Genomic DNA, 19,220 nt, shown 5'->3' on the forward strand with positions numbered 1-19,220 from the left:
ACCAACCGAAAACAAGTTGAGGGCTTCACCTCAACCATAGAATCTCCCACAGGGTACGGCGGTGCAGCTATTACTTGATCCAGTCAGCCACGCGCTCCGGGTGCTTGGCTACCCAATCCTTCGCCGCTGCCTCAGGCTTGGCACCTTCCTGGATCGCCAGCATGACTTCGCCGATTTCGTCTTTCGAAGCCCACTGGAAGTTCTTCAGGAACTTGGCCACTTCCGGTGCCTTGGTCGCCAGCTCTTTGCTGCCGATGCTGTTCACGGTTTCAGCCGCGCCGTACACGCCTTTCGGGTCTTCCAGGAAGCGCAGTTTCCACTTGGCGAACATCCAGTGCGGCACCCAGCCGGTCACGGCGATGGATTCGTTTTTCTTCTCGGCGCGGGTCAGCTCGGCAATCATGCCGGCGCCGGAACTGGCCTTGAGTTGATAACCGGTCAGGTCGTAGTCCTTGATCGCCTGCTCGGTCTTGAGCATCACGCCTGAACCGGCGTCGATGCCAACGATGCGTTTTTTGAAGCTGTCATCGGTCTTCAGGTCTTCAAGCGACTTGGCCTTGACGTACTCCGGCACGATCAAGCCGATCTTGGCGTCCTTGAAGTTCGGACCGTAGTCGACGACCTGGTCCTTGTTCTTGGCCCAGTAATCGCCGTGGGTCACTGGCAGCCAGGCCGACAGCATGGCGTCGAGTTTCCCGGTGGCCACGCCCTGCCACATGATCCCGGTGGCGACGGCTTGCAGCTTCACGTCGTAATTCAGCTTCTGCTTGATCACCTCAGCGGCCACGTGAGTGGTAGCAACGCTGTCGGACCAGCCGTCAACGTAGCCGATGCTCAGGGTCTTGTTCTCGGCATTGGCGAATGTGGAGCCCATCGCAAGCACCAGAGCGGCACCTGCGCCTAAAAGTCGTCGCATCTTCATCGTTACTTCCCCGAAAGTGCTGCGCTCGACGGATGCCGAGTCGCGTCAACGTATAGTTATAGTGCACAGCGCCCCCATCACGCCCCACCGCAAACTCGTTCGATCATCAGTGGAGTACTGACAGTTGCGATCATCAACCTGACGCTATCGGCGACCTGCTCTGCCAGCGACCTCAAGGCAGCGAGAAACGACATCAGAACGCCATTAATCCCGCGCCAGACAACCGTTCCGGGCAATCCGCCCGAACTTTGCATGTCAAAATCATGCAGGCCACCAAGCGGGAGATAAATGCAGGTAACATGCGCCGCTTTGCTCCCACACGGCCTGACCATGTCCGCGACATCCCGTTTTCCTTTTTTTGCTTATCTATTTGCTTGCCTGCTGGGGCTGTTTGCCCTCGGCGGCTTCTGGTATGGCCTGGGCAAACCGGTGATCCTGCCGGACGTCGCCAGTGCCACGCACAAGCTGCAATGCGCTTCCTACACCCCGTTCGACAAGGACCAGTCGCCATTCGACGTGCCATTCAACCTGCGTCCCGAGCGCATGGATGCGGACCTCGCACTGCTGGCAACGCGCTTCGAATGCATCCGCACGTACTCGATGACGGGGCTCGAGGCGCTACCCGATCTGGCGCGCAAGCATGGGTTGAAAATGATGATCGGCGCCTGGATCAACAGCAACCCGGCGGACACCGAAAAAGAAGTCGACCTGCTGATCGCCTCGGCCAACGCCAACGCAGACGTGGTCAGTGCTGTGATCGTCGGCAACGAAACCCTGCTGCGCAAGGAAGTCACCGGCGCTCAGTTGGTCAGGCTTATCAACAAGGTCAAAAGCCAGGTCAAGCAACCCGTTACCTATGCCGATGTCTGGGAGTTCTGGCTCAAGCACCCGGAGATCGCACCGGCCGTGGACTTCCTGACTATCCATTTGCTGCCTTACTGGGAAGATGATCCGTCGAACATCGATGCCGCACTGCAACATGTAGCGCAAGTGCGCCAGGTGTTCGGCAACAAGTTCGCACCCAAGGACGTGATGATTGGCGAAACCGGCTGGCCAAGCGAAGGCCGCCAGCGTGAAACCGCCCTGCCGAGCCGGGTCAACGAAGCCAGGTTCATTCGTGGTTTTGTCGCCATGGCCGAACAAAATGGTTGGCACTACAACCTCATCGAAGCCTTCGACCAGCCGTGGAAACGTGCCAGCGAGGGCGCGGTCGGCGGTTACTGGGGACTGTTCGATGCCGATCGCCAGGACAAGGGCGTGCTCGCAGGACCGGTGACCAATGTGCCGTACTGGTCGCAGTGGCTGGTGGTGGGTGGGTTCATCTTCCTTGGCACACTGTTTCTTGGCGGACGCGTGAACAACACGCGCTCTGCCCTGGTCCTGCCACTGCTCGGTGCACTGGCGGCTTGCGCGATAGGCGCCTGGGGCGACCTGGCACGGGTCACCACGCGCTTTACCAGCGAATGGTTGTGGGTCGCGTTGCTGACCGCGTTGAATGTGCTGGTGCTGGCCCACGCCGCGCTAACCTTGAGTCCTCGCTCCGGTTGGCGTGGCTGGGCGTTCAATGCGCTGGAGCGCCGCGCTGGCTGGATACTGGCAGTGGCAGGATTTGCCGCGGCGGTAACGATGCTTGAACTGGTATTTGATCCGCGCTATCGCAGCTTCCCCAGCGTTGCGTTCATCGTGCCGGCGCTGGTTTATCTATGCCGCCCGGTCAGTGTGCCGCGTCGGGAGATTGCCTTGCTGACCTTCATCATTGGCGCCGGTATTGCACCTCAGCTTTATCAGGAAGGTTTGCACAACCAGCAGGCCTGGGGTTGGGCGGCGGTGAGTGGATTGATGGTAGCGGCGTTGTGGCGCAGCTTGCGGGTTCGCAAGGGCTGATTTGGCGCTGCATCCGGCCTCTTCGCGAGCAGGCTCGCTCCCACATTGTGATCTTCGCAGTACACAAAATCTGTGTTCATTGAAAATCTACTGTGGGAGCGAGCCTGCTCGCGAAAGCTCACTATCACGTGCTACGGGAGGCCCTGACCAACCGCAACCCCGCAATCACCACCGCAAACACCGCCATCGTCGTGTTGTACAACGCCAATGCCGGAAACCCGAACACCAGCGCCAGCACCGCCAACCACCAGCCTGCCCGCCCGGGCAGCACAAAGCCGATCACGGCGGCAGCCAACGCGCCCCAGCCCAATACCTGGAAGTGAATCATCAGCCCCAGGTTCGAACGCACCTGGCATTCCCAACGGCTTGCCTCATCCACGCAAATACCGACCCACTGCGCATCTTCCATGAAGCCATAACGCGCGCCATAGCTGGCGGCCAGCCAGAGTGGCAACAGGACAAGCAACAGAATCACGGGCAGACGGCGGGACATGGGGCGCTCCAATACGCAAAAACGGCGGCCAGCTTAATCCCCCGGCAGCCCGACGCAAGCAATAACAACTGATAACTGGTCATTCAATCACTGCAAAGTGTATCGTCGCGCTACTATTACTCGGAATTAAGGCCTGTTTGGTGCCGATGCGTGGCACTTTGGCCCGGATCCAGTGGTCATAGCCTGCGAACTTCATTCGGCACCTTCTCTAAGGGATCTAGTCATGCTCCGTTCCTTGCGCTTCGCCGCCCTGTTTGGCGGCCTTATCTTGAGTGCGTCCGCACTGGCGGTCGATATCGACGCTGCCAGTTATGGCTACCCCTTGACCAACCCGTTCGAGGCAACGATTGCCACGACGCCGCCGGATTTGCGCCCCGAGCTGCCTCTGGACGACGACATCGATCAGGCCGATCGCAGCGTCACCTTGCGCCCGGAACGCGCATTCGAACTGCCTGACAACTTCTGGCCAGTGAAGAAGCTCACCTATCGCATTGCCACCCAGGATAAAGCCGCGCCGTTGATTTTCCTGATCGCCGGCACGGGCGCGCGCTATGACAGCAGCCTTAACGAATACTTGAAAAAGCTTTATTACAAGGCCGGGTACCACGTGGTGCAATTGTCGTCGCCCACCAGCTTCGACTTCATGAGCGCCGCCTCACGCTTTGCCACGCCCGGTATCACCAAGGACGACGCCGAAGACATGTATCGGGTGATGCAGGCGGTGCGGGCGCAAAACCCTAAACTGCCGGTGACCGATTACTACCTGACCGGCTACAGCCTGGGCGCGCTGGATGCGGCATTCGTTGCGCACCTGGACGAAACCCGCCGCAGCTTCAACTTCAAGAAAGTGCTGCTGCTCAATCCTCCGGTCAATCTCTACACCTCGATCACCAACCTGGACCGACTGGTCCAGACCGAGGTCAAGGGCATCACCAACACCACCACGTTCTATGAGCTGGTGCTGAACAAACTGACCCGTTACTTCCAGCAGAAGGGCTACATCGATCTCAACGACGCGCTGCTCTACGACTTCCAGCAGTCCAAGCAGCACCTGAGCAACGAACAGATGGCCATGCTCATCGGCACCTCGTTCCGCTTTTCAGCCGCCGATATCGCCTTTACGTCGGACCTGATCAACCGTCGTGGCCTGATCACTCCGCCCAAGACGCCCATCACCGAAGGCACCAGCCTCTCGCCGTACTTCAAGCGAGCACTGCAGTGCGATTTCGACTGCTACATCACTGAACAGGTCATCCCGATGTGGCGCGCCCGCACCGACGGCGGCAGCCTGCTGCAACTGATTGACCAGGTGAGCTTGTATGCACTGAAGGACTACCTGCATGACAGCCCGAAAATCGCCGTGATGCACAATGCCGACGATGTGATTCTCGGCCCTGGAGACCTGGGTTTCCTGCGCAAGACATTTGGCGATCGCCTGACCGTTTACCCGCTGGGCGGCCATTGCGGCAACCTTAACTATCGCGTCAACAGCGACGCCATGCTGGAGTTCTTCCGTGGCTAAATACCTCCTGCTTATCGCCGCGTTACTCAGTGCAGGCATTGCCCATGCAGATAACAGCAAAGCCAACGCCCCTGTCGTCATCGACAGCGACGGTTTCAAGGAACCCCTGAGCAAACTCAAGTTCAACCCGGGCCTGGACCAGCGCGAATTCGAACGCTCGACACTCGGCGCCCTGAATGTCTACGACCCGCTGGAGCAGTGGAACCGCCGTGTCTACCACTTCAACTACCGGTTCGATCAGTGGGTGTTCCTGCCGGTGGTCGACGGCTATCGCTATATCACGCCGAGCTTCTTGCGCACTGGCGTCAGCAATTTCTTCAACAACCTGGGCGATGTACCGAACTTGCTGAACAGCCTGTTGCAGTTCAAGGGCCAGCGTTCGATGGAAATCACCGGTCGGCTCCTGCTTAACACCATTGTCGGCGTCGCCGGCCTGTGGGACCCGGCCACCGCCATGGGCCTGCCGCGTCAGAACGAAGACTTCGGCCAGACCCTGGGCTTCTATGGTGTACCGGGCGGCGCCTATTTCGTACTGCCGATCCTGGGACCGTCCAACCTGCGTGACACGGGCGGGCTGGCAGTCGACTTCAGCGCCGAGAATGCAATCAACTTCCTCAACGTGTCCGAAGTCAGCTCCAACCATCCAGAAGTCTGGATCCTGCGCGGCATCGACAAACGCAACCAGACCAGCTTCCGTTATGGCCAACTGAACTCGCCGTTCGAGTACGAGAAAGTGCGGTACGTGTACACCGAGTCGCGCAAATTGCAGATCGCCGAGTAATACCATCGGCCACAAACACCCTGTAGGAACTGGCTTGCCAGCGATAGCGCTCGAAAGGTCTACACAAGACTCAAGCGCTAATCGCCAGCAAGCTGGCTCCTACAGCTTTAACCTTTGGCTGCTCGCCAGATCTTGCTGACGGCCATAACCCCCACCAACACCACCGCCCCCGCCACAATCCCCGCCACCCCATTGAGCAGCGTCGGTACGATAAACCCGGCACCGCCCGCCCCCGCACTGACACTTTCGATCCAGTGATGCACCACCGGAACACCGTGGGTGAGGATGCCGCCACCGACCAGGAACATGGCCGCCGTACCGATCACCGACAGGCTTTTCATCATGTACGGCGCCGCGCGCAGGATGCCGTTGCCGATGCTTTTGGCCATCTGCCCCGGCTTCTGGGTCAGCCACAGGCCCAGGTCATCGAGCTTGACGATGCCGGCCACCAGCCCGTAGACGCCGATCGTCATGACGATGGCGATGCCCGAGAGCACGACCACTTGTTGGGTCAGCGCCGAATCGGCCACGACGCCGAGGGTGATGGCGATGATTTCCGCCGAGAGGATGAAGTCGGTGCGGATCGCGCCCTTGATCTTGTCCTTTTCGAACGCCACCAGATCGACCGCCGGGTCCGCCACTGCCTCGACCAGTTCGGCATGTTCGGCCTGGTCTTCAGCCTTGCTGTGGAGGAATTTATGGGCGAGCTTTTCGAACCCCTCGAAACACAGGTAAGCGCCCCCCAACATCAGCAATGGCGTGACCAGCCACGGGATGAATGCGCTGATGGCCAGTGCCGACGGCACCAGGATCAGCTTGTTGATAAACGAGCCCTTGGCGACCGCCCAGACCACCGGGATTTCCCGATCGGCACGCACGCCGCTGACCTGCTGGGCATTGAGCGCCAGATCATCGCCCAGCACACCGGCGGTCTTCTTGGCGGCCATTTTGGTCATCAACGCCACATCGTCCAGTACGGCTGCGATGTCGTCGATCAGCACGAGCAAACTGCTTCCTGCCATGAATCGGCTTTCCTTCTTGAATGAATGCCGTGCAGCATAGCGCGGCCTGACGCCGCACGGAGCATTCTTGAGCCTCGCCGAAGGCCGGTGCTACCATGCGCCACCGCCAGTACAGGCAAGGAACCCCCTGGTTTATGAGCACCATCCGCGAGCGCAACAAACAACTGATCCTGCGTGCCGCCAGCGAAGAATTTGCCGACAAGGGCTTCGCTGCGACCAAAACCAGTGATATCGCAGCCAAGGCGGGATTGCCCAAGCCCAACGTCTACTACTACTTCAAATCCAAGGAAAACCTCTATCGCGAGGTCCTGGAAAGCATCATCGAACCGATTCTGCAGGCTTCGACACCGTTCAATCCCGACGGCGTGCCCAGTGAAGTGCTGAGCGGCTATATCCGCTCGAAAATCCGCATCTCTCGCGACCTGCCCTTCGCTTCCAAGGTCTTCGCCAGCGAAATCATGCATGGCGCGCCGCACCTGAGTTCCGACCTGGTCGAACAGCTCAACGGCCAGGCCAAGCACAACATCGATTGCATCCAGACCTGGATCGATCGTGGACAGATTGCGCCAATCGACCCCAACCACCTGATGTTCAGCATCTGGGCCGCGACCCAGACCTACGCCGACTTCGACTGGCAGATCACCGCCATCACGGGCAAGGCCAAGCTGGATGAAGAGGATTATGAAGCGGCGGCGCAGACGATTATCCGGCTGGTGCTCAAGGGATGTGAGCCGGACTGATACACCGCGGCGCGACCATTCGCGAGCAAGCCCGCTCCCACATTTGATCGAGTTTCGCTAGGAAGAAAGCGGTCAAATGTGGGAGCGGGCTTGCTCGCGAATGAAGACAACTCGTTACACCTGTCAAACCCAGATTGCATCCCACAATGGGTAGTTGCCGAGTTTCTCAACCAATCCAGCCCGCAACGGATTGGCCACCACATATCGAGCCAATTTCACCAGATCTGCTTCTTTGCGCAAAGCATGATCATGGAAACTCTGCTGCCAGAGACTGCCTGTTCTGCCACTTGCCGCATTGATTGCTCGAGTACTCAAGGATTTGGTTTGACACATCAGCTGTCCCAATGAGCCTTTGTTCAACTGAATCAACCAATGAAAATGATCGGGCATGACTACCCAGGCCAAGGAATCGGCGAAGCCATCATTCTGTGCTTGCTTAAATTGGTGGACCACCAAGCGTCCCAAGGTGTAATCCCTGAAAACAGGTTCTCGCCTCAGGGTATTGGTAGTCAGCAGGTAGATGCGGTTTTGCTCGGTATATCGGCCGATACGCAGGCGGTGTGAAGCCGACAGTTCAGGCATTCCATTGCCCTTCCTCATGTTGAAATCAAGGAAAGGTTAGATCAGCGACTGCAAAATCGCAGCGTAGACTTTTGGCTTAATGTTTCCGCTAGATCGCCTTCGCGAGCAAGCCCGCTCCCACATTTGGATTGCATTCCCCTGTGGGAGCGGGCTTGTTCGCGAAGGCGGAAGTTCAGTCAACCATCAATCAAGCAGCCACCCCAGCATCCGCCCTCAACCCCAGCGCCTCGATCGCATTGATCGCACACTGCTCATCAACATCCGATAGATCCCCGCTAATCCCCACCGCCCCCAACACATTCCCATCCTGATCGCGGATCAGCACACCGCCCGGGGCCGGCACGACGCTGCCCTGTCCCAGGCTGTTCAGCGCGGCAATGAACGCCGGGCGCTGTTGGGCGTCCAGCGCCAGCAGGCGTGAGCCTTTGCCCAGGGCGATGGCGCCCCAGGCCTTGCCGATGGCGACTTGCGGGCGCAGCAGGCTGGCGCCGTCCTCGCGTTGCAAAGTGACCAGATGCCCGCCGGCATCCAGTACCACGATGGCCAGCGGCGCTGCAGAGATTGCCCGTGCGGCGTTGATGGCCTCGTTGACCAGGTTGACTGCGACTTTCAAGGTTAAAGCGCTCATGGTGCCGTCCTCATTTTGTTTTTCGGAAAGCCGGTGGCCTGCTTCGTTGTGCCGCAGGCCGATGCAACAAATAGAACACAATGGATTATTTTTTTGTATACAATAATTCTCGAAAAGCGCCACATGCGACGAAAAGCCACAGTAGACCGGGCTTCCGACGAATGAAACGAGCGCTTGAGAAAATGGATTGACCTGCGCCGTCCGCCGTGAATACACTCTGCGCAAAGCCACTTGTATACAATTACAAAACGTAAAGAGGCACAAAACCATGAGCAAAATGAGAGCAATCGAAGCCGCCGTTCTGGTGATGCGCCGTGAAGGGGTTGATACCGCTTTTGGCATCCCCGGTGCCGCCATCAACCCGCTGTACTCCGCCCTGCAAAAGGTCGGCGGCATCGATCACGTACTCGCTCGCCACGTTGAAGGCGCCTCGCACATGGCCGAGGGCTACACCCGCACCAAGGCCGGCAACATCGGCGTGTGCATCGGCACTTCGGGACCGGCCGGTACCGACATGGTCACCGGGCTCTACAGCGCCTCGGCCGACTCGATTCCAATCCTCTGCATTACCGGCCAGGCACCCCGCGCCCGTATGCACAAGGAGGATTTCCAGGCTGTCGATATCACCAGCATCGTCAAGCCAGTGACCAAGTGGGCCACCACTGTTCTGGAGCCGGGCCAGGTGCCTTACGCGTTCCAGAAAGCGTTCTATGAAATGCGCTCTGGTCGTCCAGGCCCAGTGCTGATCGACCTGCCGTTCGATGTACAGATGGCCGAAATCGAATTCGACATCGATGCCTACCAGCCACTGCCACTGGCCAAGCCCAGCGCTACCCGCGTTCAGGTGGAAAAAGCCCTGGCGCTGCTGGACCAGGCCGAGCGCCCATTGCTCGTGGCCGGTGGTGGCATCATCAATGCCGACGCCAGCGACCTGCTGGTGGAATTTGCCGAACTGACCGGCATCCCGGTCATCCCGACCCTGATGGGCTGGGGCACCATCCCGGACGATCACCCCTTGATGGTGGGCATGGTCGGCCTGCAGACCTCGCACCGCTATGGCAACGCGACCCTGCTGAAATCGGACGTGGTACTGGGCATCGGTAACCGTTGGGCAAACCGCCACACGGGTTCGGTCGACGTCTACACCGAAGGCCGCAAGTTCATTCACGTCGACATCGAAGGCACGCAGATCGGCCGCGTATTTACCCCGGACCTGGGCATCGTCTCCGACGCCGCTTCCGCGCTGACCGTGTTCATCGAAGTCGCTCGCGAGTGGCAAGCTGCCGGCAAGCTGAAAAACCGCAGCGCCTGGCTGCAAGACTGCCAGCAGCGTAAAGCCAGCCTGCAGCGCAAGACCCACTTCGACAACGTGCCGGTCAAGCCGCAACGCGTATACGAAGAGATGAACCAGGTGTTCGGCAAGGACACTTGCTACGTCAGCACCATCGGTCTGTCGCAGATTGCCGGCGCGCAGTTCCTGCACGTCTACAAGCCGCGCCACTGGATCAACTGCGGTCAGGCAGGCCCGCTGGGCTGGACCATTCCTGCTGCGCTGGGCGTGGTCAAGGCTGACCCGAACCGCAAAGTCGTGGCCCTGTCGGGGGACTATGACTTCCAGTTCATGATCGAAGAACTGGCGGTGGGTGCGCAGTTCAAGCTGCCGTACATTCATGTGGTGGTGAACAACTCGTACCTGGGCCTGATCCGTCAGGCGCAGCGCGGGTTCGAGATGGACTACTGCGTGCAGCTGTCCTTCGACAACCTGAACGCTCCGGAACTCAACGGTTATGGCGTCGATCACGTCGCAGTAGCCGAAGGCCTGGGCTGCAAGGCGCTGCGTGTGTTCGAACCGGCTGACATCGCCCCTGCCCTGCGCAAGGCCGAACAGATGATCGAAGAGTTCAAGGTTCCGGTGATCGTCGAGATCATCCTGGAGCGCGTGACCAATATTTCCATGGGCACCGAGATCAACGCCGTCAACGAATTCGAAGACCTGGCGCTGGTTGGCAACGACGCCCCAACGGCGATTTCGTTGCTCGATTGATCGTTCCCCCTTGTGGGAGCGAGCCTGCTCGCGAAGGCGGCTTCAAATCCAACAACAATGTTGGCTGGCACACCGCTTTCGCGAGCAGGCTCGCTCCCACAGGGGCCGCCCTCACATATTTACGGGAGACCACCATGCCGCGTTTCGCAGCCAACCTGTCCATGCTGTTCACCGAACAGGACTTTCTTGCCCGTTTCGAAGCGGCCGCCAAGGCCGGTTTCAGTGGTGTCGAGTACCTGTTCCCTTACGACTTCAGCTCTGCCGAAATCAAGGCCAAGCTCGATGCCAACGGTCTGACCCAAGTGCTGTTCAACCTGCCGGCCGGCGACTGGGCCAAGGGCGAGCGCGGTATCGCCTGCCTGCCGGATCGGGTTGAAGAGTTCCGCGCCGGTGTCGATTTGGCGATCGCCTACGCACAAGTGCTGGGCAACACCCAGGTCAACTGCCTGGCCGGCATCCGCCCACAAGGCGTTGACGATGCCACCGTGGAAAAAACCTTCGTCGCCAACCTCAAGTACGCGGCCGACAAGCTGCAGGCAGCCGGTATCAAGCTGGTGATGGAAGCGATCAACACCCGCGACATCCCGGGCTTCTATTTGAACAACACGGCGCAAGCCCTGTCGATTCGCGAACAGGTCGGTAGCGCCAACCTGTTCCTGCAATACGACATCTATCACATGCAAATCATGGAGGGCGACCTGGCCCGCACCCTGCAATCGCACCTGGGCGAAATCAACCATGTGCAGTTGGCGGACAACCCGGGGCGCAACGAACCGGGTACCGGTGAAATCAACTACCGCTTCCTGTTCGAACACCTGGACCGCATCGGGTATCAGGGTTGGGTCGGTTGCGAATACAAGCCGCTGACCACCACCGAAGCGGGTTTGGGCTGGCTCAAGACCCATAACGCGATCTAATTGAACATGACATCCCTGTAGGAGCTGCCGAAGGCTGCGATCTTTTTGACTTTGCTTTTCAAGATCAAGATCAAAAGATCGCAGCCTTCGGCAGCTCCTACAGGGAGACACACAAAAAAGAGGATTTTCTCATGGCTAAAATCGGATTCATCGGCACCGGCATCATGGGCCACCCAATGGCGGCGAACCTGCAAAAAGCCGGTCACAGCCTGTTCCTGTCGGCGCACCACGACGCCGCTCCTGCTGACCTGGTTGCCGCCGGCGCCGTCGCCCTGGCGAACCCGAAAGAAGTCGCCCAGGAAGCCGAATTCATCATCGTCATGGTTCCGGATACCCCGCAGGTCGATGACGTGCTGTTCCGTGCCGACGGCGTTGCCGCCGGTCTTGGCAAAGGCAAGGTGGTGATCGACATGAGCTCGATCTCGCCCACCGCCACCAAGGCATTTGCGGCCAGGATCAACGAAAAAGGCGCCCAGTACCTCGACGCGCCAGTGTCCGGCGGTGAAGTCGGTGCCAAGGCGGCGACCCTGAGCATCATGGTCGGCGGCGATGCCGATGCCTTCGAACGCGCGCTGCCGCTGTTCCAGGCCATGGGCAAGAACATCACCCTGGTGGGTGGCAACGGTGACGGTCAAACCGCCAAGGTGGCGAACCAGATCATCGTCGCCCTGAACATCCAGGCCGTGGCCGAAGCCCTGCTGTTCGCTGCCAAGAACGGTGCCGATCCAGCCAAGGTGCGTGAAGCACTGATGGGCGGTTTCGCCTCGTCGAAGATCCTCGAAGTACACGGCGAGCGCATGATCAAGGGCACCTTCGATCCAGGCTTCCGCATCAGCCTGCACCAGAAGGACCTGAACCTGGCGCTGCAAGGCGCCAGGGAGCTGAACATCAACCTGCCGAACACCGCCAACGCCCAGCAAGTGTTCAGCACCTGCGCGGCCATCGGTGGCAGCAACTGGGACCACTCGGCACTGATCAAGGGCCTGGAACACATGGCGAATTTCTCGATTCGCGACAAGAACTAAGCCCTGCCCCCACCCCCAATGTGGGAGCGGGCTTGCTCGCGAAGTGGGAGTGTCAGCAACATATTGGCTGACTGACCCACCGCTTTCGCGAGCAAGCCCGCTCCCACACTGGACCGAGTTGCCCTTTCGAATAACAAGAATTCCGGGAGCCCGCCATGTCGGTCGATCCGCAACAATTGCTGCGTGAGCTGTTCGCCACAGCCATCGACGCGGCCCACCCGCAGCAAGTCCTTGAAGCCCATTTGCCTGCCGACCGCAGCGGTCGAGTGATCGTCATTGGTGCCGGCAAAGCCGCGGCCGCCATGGCCCAGGTGGTCGAGCGCTGCTGGCAGGGCGAAGTGTCCGGCCTGGTGGTGACGCGCTACGGCCATGGCGCCCCCTGCGAAAAAATCGAAGTGGTCGAAGCCGCGCATCCGGTTCCGGACGCAGCCGGTCTGGCCGTTGCCAAACGCGTTCTGGAACTGGTCAGCGACCTCGACGAAACAGACCGCGTGATTTTCCTGCTGTCCGGCGGTGGCTCGGCGCTGCTCGCCCTGCCGGCCGAAGGCATCACCTTGGCCGACAAGCAATCGATCAACAAAGCCCTGCTCAAATCCGGCGCGACCATTGGCGAGATGAATTGCGTACGCAAACACCTCTCGGCGATCAAGGGTGGCCGCCTCGGCAAGGCTTGCTGGCCTGCCACTGTCTATACCTATGCGATTTCCGATGTGCCGGGAGACCTCGCCACGGTCATCGCCTCCGGCCCCACGGTGGCCGACCCGAGCACCTCGGCCGAAGCGCTGGCAATCCTCAAGCGCTACGCCATCGACGTGCCCGCCTCCGTGCGTAACTGGCTGCAAAGCCCGGAATCAGAGACTGTGAAACCTGGCGACCCGAGCCTGGCCCGCAGTCACTTCCAGCTGATCGCGCGCCCGCAGCAATCACTGGAAGCTGCGGCGGTGAAGTGCCGTCAGTCCGGTTACAGTCCGTTGATCCTGGGCGACCTCGAAGGTGAGTCCCGCGAAGTGGCAAAGGTGCATGCCGGTATCGCTCGGCAGATCGTCCAGCACGGCCAGCCGCTGGCGGCGCCCTGCGTGATTCTTTCTGGCGGCGAAACCACGGTGACCGTTCGCGGTAACGGCCGTGGTGGGCGCAACGCCGAGTTCCTGCTCAGCCTCACCGACAGCCTCAAGGGCTTGCCCGGCGTCTACGCCCTGGCCGGGGACACCGATGGCATCGACGGTTCCGAAGACAACGCCGGGGCAATCATGACCCCGGACAGTTATGCCCGTGCCGCGGCCCTCGGTTTGAGCGCCAGCGACGAGTTGGACAACAACAATGGCTACGGCTATTTCGAGGCGCTGGACGCACTGATCGTCACCGAGCCGACCCGCACCAACGTCAACGACTTCCGCGCCATCCTGATTCTTGAGAGCCCTAAACATGACGCCTGACAAAAAGGTCAAGATCCTCGCCACCCTCGGCCCCGCTACCGACGGGATCGACGACATTCGTGAACTGGTGCAGGCCGGGGTCAATATCTTTCGCCTGAACTTCAGCCACGGCGATCACGCCGACCACGCCAAGCGCTACCAGTGGATCCGCGAAGTCGAGCGCCAGCTGAATTATCCGCTGGGCATTCTGATGGACCTGCAAGGGCCGAAGCTGCGGGTCGGCAAATTTGCCGCAGGCAAAGTCCAACTGCATCGCGGTCAAGCCCTGCGCCTGGATCTCGATGCCACGCCGGGTGACGAACGCCGGGTCAACCTGCCGCACCCGGAAATCATCGCTGCGCTGGAGCCCGGCATGGACCTGTTGCTGGACGACGGCAAGCTGCGCCTGCGAGTGGTCACCAAGTATGCCGACGCCATCGACACCACCGTGCTCAATGGTGGCGAGCTGTCGGACCGCAAGGGCGTGAACGTGCCGCAAGCGCTGCTCGAACTGAGCCCGCTGACCGCCAAGGACCGTCGCGACTTGAGCTTTGGCCTCGAACTGGGGGTGGACTGGGTGGCGCTGTCGTTCGTGCAGCGTCCTGAAGACATCCGCGAAGCCCGTGCCCTGATCGGTGACAAGGCGTTCCTGATGGCCAAGATCGAAAAGCCGTCAGCGGTGACGCAGTTGCGCGAAATCGCCGAATTGAGCGACGCGATCATGGTCGCTCGCGGTGACCTGGGCGTGGAAGTACCGGCCGAAAGCGTGCCGCAGATCCAGAAAAACATCATCAGCACCTGTCGTCAGTTGGGCAAGCCGGTGGTGGTGGCGACGCAGATGCTCGAATCGATGCGTTTCTCCCCGGCGCCCACCCGCGCCGAAGTCACCGATGTCGCCAATGCGGTGGCCGAAGGTGCCGACGCGGTGATGCTGTCGGCGGAAACCGCCTCTGGCGAATACCCCCTCGAAGCCGTACAGATGATGAGCAAGATCATCCGCCAGGTGGAAAACGGCCCGGACTACCAGACCCAGCTGGACGTGAGCCGGCCAAAAGCCGAAGCGACTGTTAACGATGCGATCAGCTGCGCGATTCGCCGTATCAGCAACGTGTTGCCGGTGGCGGTCCTGGTCAACTACAGCGAATCAGGCACCTCGAGTTTGCGTGCGGCCCGGGAACGGCCGACAGTGCCGATCCTCAACCTGACGCCGAACCGGCAAACCGCTCGGCGCCTGACCGTGGCATGGGGGGTGCACTCGGTGGTCAACGATCGCCTGCGCCAGGTGGACGAGGTGTGCTCTACGGCGCTGGAAATTGCCCAGGCCCAAGGCATGGCGCAGCGGGGCGATACGTTATTGATCACTGCAGGTGTGCCGTTTGGGCAGCCGGGGTCGACTAACTCTTTACGTATCGAAACATTGATTTAACCCCTACATGATCGTTCCCACGCTCTGCGTGGGAATGCAGCCCGGGACGCTCCGCGTCCCCAGAGCAGACGCAGAGCGTCCATTGAGGCATTCCCACGCAGAGCGTGGGAACGATCTGTACTGAAACGACCCTTGCCATGCCTGCCAACCACTTCAACACCCACTGCCCCGACTGGGCCGAAGCCTTGCTCAACGGCTTCAGCCAGATATTCCTCCAACGCCATCCGCTGTTTGGTCTGGCGTGCCTGCTCGCCATTCTGTTGACCGCACCCGCCTTGCTCGGCGGTGCGTTGCTTGGCGGCGTCGCCGGGCTGCTCACCGCGCAACGTCGCGGCTACGCCAAGGCCGATCGCCAGGCCGGGCTCTTCAGTTACAACGGCGTCTTGCTTGGCTTGCTGCTGAGTCTGTATTTCCCATGGTCAGCAATGTTGCCACTGCTGATCCTCGCTGCTGGCGGCCTGAGTGCCATGCTCACGCAACAGTGGCTCAAGCGCGCTCGCTTCAGCCAGTACCTGCCCGCCTACACGGCGCCCTTTGTGGGGTTGAGCTGGGTGTTGCTGTGCTTCGCCACGCCCTCGACCGAGGCGCACCTGATCGAAGTCAGCACGCTGAACATGCTCGCCGCCCCCCTCAAGGGCCTCGGCCAGGTGATGTTCCTCGGTCATCCGCTGGCCGGTGCGATGATTGCCGCCGGTTTGCTGGTGGCTGATCGTCGCGCCTTCTGCTGGGCGTTGCTGGCGTCTGTTACCGGCATGGGTTGGAGCCTGCTCAACCACGACTTCTACACCGCACTGCTGGGCCTGGGTGGCTACAACGCCGTGCTCGCCGCCCTCGCCTTCAGCGCCCAGCGCCAGCAGCCGTGGCTGCCACTGGTGGGCATTGCCTGCGCGCTGCTGTTGACGCCGATGTTTGCCGCTGTTGGCCTGCCCACGCTGACCGCGCCGTTCATCCTCGCCTGCTGGCTGATTCGTACGGTGGCTCAGGTGCTCGGCAAGGCGACAGGGGCCACTACGCCTTGCGCTTCTGGGGAGAATCAACCTAGGCTGCGCTGATTCCCGATTCAGGCGTTTTCCATGGACAGCAGCAAAAACTGGCGTGAAGACCTTTACGTCATGATTTTCCAGAGCGACACCAAGGCGGGTCGACGCTTCGACGGCATTTTGCTGTTGATCATCCTCGCCAGCCTGGTGATCGTGATGCTCGACAGCATCGACTCCGTTCACCGCAACTACGCCGACGTGCTGGCGTATATCGAGTGGGGCTTCACCGTCATCTTCGTGATTGAATATGGCCTGCGCCTGTACTGTTCCCCCAAGCCGCTGCGCTACGCCTTCAGCTTCTATGGACTGGTGGACTTGCTGGCGATCGTGCCCGGCATCCTTGCGTTGTACTACGCCGATGCGCAGTACCTGTTGATTATCCGGATCATCCGGATGCTGCGGATTTTCCGCGTGCTCAAGCTCAGCCCCTACCTGAAACAAGCCAACTACCTGATGTCCGCGTTGCGCGGCAGCAAGCAGAAAATCGTGGTGTTCCTGGTCAGTGTCTGCACCCTGGTAACGGTGTTCGGCACGTTGATGTATGTGATCGAAGGCCCGGAACACGGTTTTACCAGCATTCCCAAAGGCATCTATTGGGCCATCGTGACGCTGACCACCGTGGGCTTCGGCGACATCGTGCCGAAGACCCCCTTGGGCCAGGTGATTTCCTCGCTGGTCATGATCACCGGTTATTCGATCATTGCGGTGCCCACCGGTATTTTCACTGCCGAGCTGGCCAACGCCATGCGTGGCGAACAGTTGCAACATGACTGCCCGGTGTGCAAGAAAAACCACCACGAACACGGCGCCGCGTTCTGCTCTCGCTGCGGTAATGCATTGTTCAAGAAACTGGAATAAGCAAAGAGCTTTTTAATCTTTAAACGACTATGCGGGGCCGGCTATAGTCGCTGGCAAATTAGTATCGCGTTCAATACACATAACCCGTAGGAGCTGCCGCAGGCTGCGATCTTTTGATCTTGCTTTTGAAGATCAAAATCAAAAGATCGCAGCCTGCGGCAGCTCCTACATAGAACAAGGAATTCGCAGTGAAAAAACTCTTTGGCGCCTCACTTCTGGCCGCAGGCCTGGCACTGACCAGCGTAGCCCAGGCCGCACCGACCCTGCTCAACGTTTCCTACGACGTGATGCGCGATTTCTATAAGGACTACAACACTGCGTTCCAGAAACACTGGCAAGCCGAGCACAACGAAAACATCATTTTGCAGATGTCCTTCGGTGGCTCCAGCAAGCAGGCGCGCTCGGTCATCGATGGCCTGCCCGCTGACGTGATCACCATGAACATGGCCGCCGACATCAATGCCCTGGCCGATAACGGCAAACTGGTGCCGGACAATTGGGTCACCCGCCTGCCGGACAACAGCGCGCCATTCACCTCGGCCACCGTGTTCATCGTCCGCAAAGGCAACCCCAAAGCCCTGAAAGACTGGCCGGACCTGCTCAAGGACGGTGTGCAAGTCATCGTGCCAAACCCGAAGACTTCAGGTAACGGCCGCTACACCTATCTCTCCGCCTGGGGCTACGTGTTGAAAAATGGCGGCGACGAAAACAAGGCGAAGGAGTTCGTCGGCAAGCTGTTCAAGCAGGCTCCAGTGCTGGATACCGGGGGCCGCGCCGCGACGACAACCTTCATGACCAACCAGATCGGCGACGTGCTGGTGACCTTCGAAAACGAAGCGGAAATGATCGCCCGCGAGTTTGGCCGCGATCAGTTCGAGGTCATCTACCCAAGCGTATCCGCCGAAGCCGAGCCACCGGTATCGGTGGTCGACAAGACCGTCGACAAGAAAGGCACCCGCGCCGCCGCCGAGGAATACCTGAAGTACCTCTGGTCGCCAGAAGGCCAGGAAATCGCCGCCGCCAACTACCTGCGTCCACGTGACCCGGCCGTGCTGGCCAAGTACACCGACCGCTTCCCGAAAGTCGACTTCCTGTCGGTGGAGAAAACCTTCGGCGACTGGCGCACCGTGCAGAAGACCCACTTCAATGATGGCGGGATCTTCGACCAGATTTACGCCCAGTAACCCACTGAGCAAACGCGATCCCCTGTAGGAGCTGCCGAAGGCTGCGATCTTTTGATCTTGTTTTTCAAAAGGCAAAATCAAAAGATCGCAGCCTTCGGCAACTCCTACAGGGGTATGCCGCTAGCTCAGATTGCCGCAGAAAATCGCCTGGTGACCATCGGCCGGGCTTTCTCGCACCACTAACGCATAGCCCCCCGCTCGAAGTGTCTCGACCGGTACGGGCGCGCTTTTCCAGAAATATTGCATGGACGCTTGCGAATAGAACCGCGCATTCGGGCCGTCATTCATGTCATAGGCGGGTTTGGCACCCAGACTTCCACAGCTGCCCGGGTAGATGTAGGCCTGCAAACGGCCTGGTAACGCGCTACCCATGGATTCTCCACTGACAGCAAACCAGAACACTGTTGCTTGCCCGTCAGGCATCATGATTGGCCGGGCGATGTTGCCGGCATTGATGGCAGTGGCGTTCATGGGAACGTTGGTGACCTGAGCATCTGGCACTGTCGAGCACCCGAAGATCGACCCAACCGCTACCACCAACGCCAGCGAAGATACGATTTTCATCGTGATACTCCCGCTTTGTAAGGACACGTTGAAGTGATCCCCCTGTAGATTCTAGCTGTCACGGCAAAACGGGCAGTTCTTCGGATGGCCGGTGGTCCCTGCAGCACGCCCGCATTCGTCACTCATTGCGCAGAAGAATGATTACTATCACTCCAAATCCACTTCCGCCGTTT

The 19,220-nt window shown here is 59.8% G+C and carries 18 protein-coding genes; 12 read left to right on the plus strand and 6 right to left on the minus strand.

Annotation, left to right across the window (positions count from 1 at the left end):
* Window positions 1-70 precede the first annotated feature (70 nt).
* Entirely contained in the window at window positions 71-922 is an 852-nt protein-coding gene (locus tag QLG10_RS22275; protein ID WP_008061176.1) for a glycine betaine ABC transporter substrate-binding protein, read from the minus strand.
* A 288-nt stretch (window positions 923-1,210) separates the two neighbouring features.
* On the opposite strand from QLG10_RS22275, the gene QLG10_RS22280 reads away from it, so the two are divergent.
* Entirely contained in the window at window positions 1,211-2,806 is a 1,596-nt protein-coding gene (locus tag QLG10_RS22280; RefSeq protein ID WP_282488036.1) for a beta (1-6) glucans synthase, read from the plus strand.
* Window positions 2,807-2,930: 124 nt separating this feature from the next.
* Here the strand turns inward: QLG10_RS22280 and QLG10_RS22285 are convergent, their stop codons facing one another.
* Entirely contained in the window at window positions 2,931-3,299 is a 369-nt protein-coding gene (locus QLG10_RS22285; RefSeq protein ID WP_282488037.1) for a hypothetical protein, read from the minus strand.
* A 223-nt stretch (window positions 3,300-3,522) separates the two neighbouring features.
* On the opposite strand from QLG10_RS22285, the gene QLG10_RS22290 reads away from it, so the two are divergent.
* Window positions 3,523-4,821: a hypothetical protein gene (locus QLG10_RS22290; protein ID WP_020797017.1), complete on the plus strand. Its 1,299-nt coding sequence runs from the start codon at window positions 3,523-3,525 to the stop codon at window positions 4,819-4,821.
* Window positions 4,814-5,602 carry a VacJ family lipoprotein gene (locus QLG10_RS22295; RefSeq protein WP_282488038.1) on the plus strand — a complete coding sequence of 263 codons (789 nt, stop codon included), beginning with the start codon at window positions 4,814-4,816 and terminating at the stop codon, window positions 5,600-5,602. The genes QLG10_RS22290 and QLG10_RS22295 overlap by 8 nt, the downstream gene beginning before the upstream one ends.
* A gap of 107 nt (window positions 5,603-5,709) precedes the next feature.
* Here the strand turns inward: QLG10_RS22295 and QLG10_RS22300 are convergent, their stop codons facing one another.
* On the minus strand, window positions 5,710-6,624 hold the full coding sequence (locus QLG10_RS22300; protein WP_282488039.1) for a DUF808 domain-containing protein: 915 nt from the start codon (window positions 6,622-6,624) through the stop codon (window positions 5,710-5,712).
* Between the two features lie 134 nt (window positions 6,625-6,758).
* Between QLG10_RS22300 and QLG10_RS22305 the strand changes: the two genes are divergently transcribed.
* Window positions 6,759-7,364 carry a TetR/AcrR family transcriptional regulator gene (locus QLG10_RS22305; protein WP_033043606.1) on the plus strand — a complete coding sequence of 202 codons (606 nt, stop codon included), beginning with the start codon at window positions 6,759-6,761 and terminating at the stop codon, window positions 7,362-7,364.
* A gap of 123 nt (window positions 7,365-7,487) precedes the next feature.
* Here QLG10_RS22305 and QLG10_RS22310 read toward each other — a convergent pair whose 3' ends face one another.
* Both QLG10_RS22310 and QLG10_RS22315 read right to left on the minus strand, forming a co-directional pair.
* On the minus strand, window positions 7,488-7,946 hold the full coding sequence (locus tag QLG10_RS22310) for a transposase (protein WP_282488040.1): 459 nt from the start codon (window positions 7,944-7,946) through the stop codon (window positions 7,488-7,490).
* 187 nt (window positions 7,947-8,133) lie between these two features.
* On the minus strand, window positions 8,134-8,574 hold the full coding sequence (locus tag QLG10_RS22315) for a heme-binding protein (RefSeq protein WP_110746218.1): 441 nt from the start codon (window positions 8,572-8,574) through the stop codon (window positions 8,134-8,136).
* Window positions 8,575-8,842: 268 nt separating this feature from the next.
* Here QLG10_RS22315 and gcl point away from each other — a divergent pair, with 268 nt between their 5' ends.
* The 8 genes from gcl to QLG10_RS22355 all read left to right on the plus strand — a co-directional run bounded on the left by gcl (window position 8,843) and on the right by QLG10_RS22355 (window position 18,483).
* Window positions 8,843-10,618, plus strand: coding sequence for a glyoxylate carboligase (gene gcl / locus QLG10_RS22320; RefSeq protein ID WP_020797010.1), 1,776 nt, complete (start codon window positions 8,843-8,845; stop codon window positions 10,616-10,618).
* A 134-nt stretch (window positions 10,619-10,752) separates the two neighbouring features.
* Window positions 10,753-11,535 carry a hydroxypyruvate isomerase gene (gene hyi, locus QLG10_RS22325; RefSeq protein ID WP_008026777.1) on the plus strand — a complete coding sequence of 261 codons (783 nt, stop codon included), beginning with the start codon at window positions 10,753-10,755 and terminating at the stop codon, window positions 11,533-11,535.
* A gap of 131 nt (window positions 11,536-11,666) precedes the next feature.
* Complete coding sequence (locus QLG10_RS22330; protein ID WP_282488041.1) at window positions 11,667-12,560, plus strand: 2-hydroxy-3-oxopropionate reductase; 894 nt, start codon at window positions 11,667-11,669, stop codon at window positions 12,558-12,560.
* Between the two features lie 155 nt (window positions 12,561-12,715).
* Window positions 12,716-13,996 carry a glycerate kinase gene (locus tag QLG10_RS22335; RefSeq protein ID WP_248677027.1) on the plus strand — a complete coding sequence of 427 codons (1,281 nt, stop codon included), beginning with the start codon at window positions 12,716-12,718 and terminating at the stop codon, window positions 13,994-13,996.
* Entirely contained in the window at window positions 13,986-15,401 is a 1,416-nt protein-coding gene (gene pyk / locus QLG10_RS22340; protein ID WP_110746210.1) for a pyruvate kinase, read from the plus strand. The genes QLG10_RS22335 and pyk overlap by 11 nt, the downstream gene beginning before the upstream one ends.
* A gap of 137 nt (window positions 15,402-15,538) precedes the next feature.
* Window positions 15,539-16,453 (plus strand): urea transporter, encoded by a 915-nt coding sequence (locus QLG10_RS22345; protein WP_188265348.1) that lies wholly within the window; start codon window positions 15,539-15,541, stop codon window positions 16,451-16,453.
* A gap of 21 nt (window positions 16,454-16,474) precedes the next feature.
* On the plus strand, window positions 16,475-17,299 hold the full coding sequence (locus tag QLG10_RS22350; RefSeq protein ID WP_282488042.1) for an ion transporter: 825 nt from the start codon (window positions 16,475-16,477) through the stop codon (window positions 17,297-17,299).
* 188 nt (window positions 17,300-17,487) lie between these two features.
* Window positions 17,488-18,483 (plus strand): sulfate ABC transporter substrate-binding protein, encoded by a 996-nt coding sequence (locus QLG10_RS22355; RefSeq protein ID WP_282488043.1) that lies wholly within the window; start codon window positions 17,488-17,490, stop codon window positions 18,481-18,483.
* 120 nt (window positions 18,484-18,603) lie between these two features.
* Here the strand turns inward: QLG10_RS22355 and QLG10_RS22360 are convergent, their stop codons facing one another.
* A complete protein-coding gene (locus tag QLG10_RS22360) occupies window positions 18,604-19,047 on the minus strand; it encodes a hypothetical protein (RefSeq protein WP_020797000.1) in 444 nt (147 codons plus the stop codon).
* Window positions 19,048-19,220: the final 173 nt, after the last annotated feature.

It is taken from the genome of Pseudomonas sp. V98_8 (assembly GCF_029967975.1).
Classification (GTDB): Bacteria; Pseudomonadota; Gammaproteobacteria; order Pseudomonadales; family Pseudomonadaceae; genus Aquipseudomonas; species Aquipseudomonas umsongensis.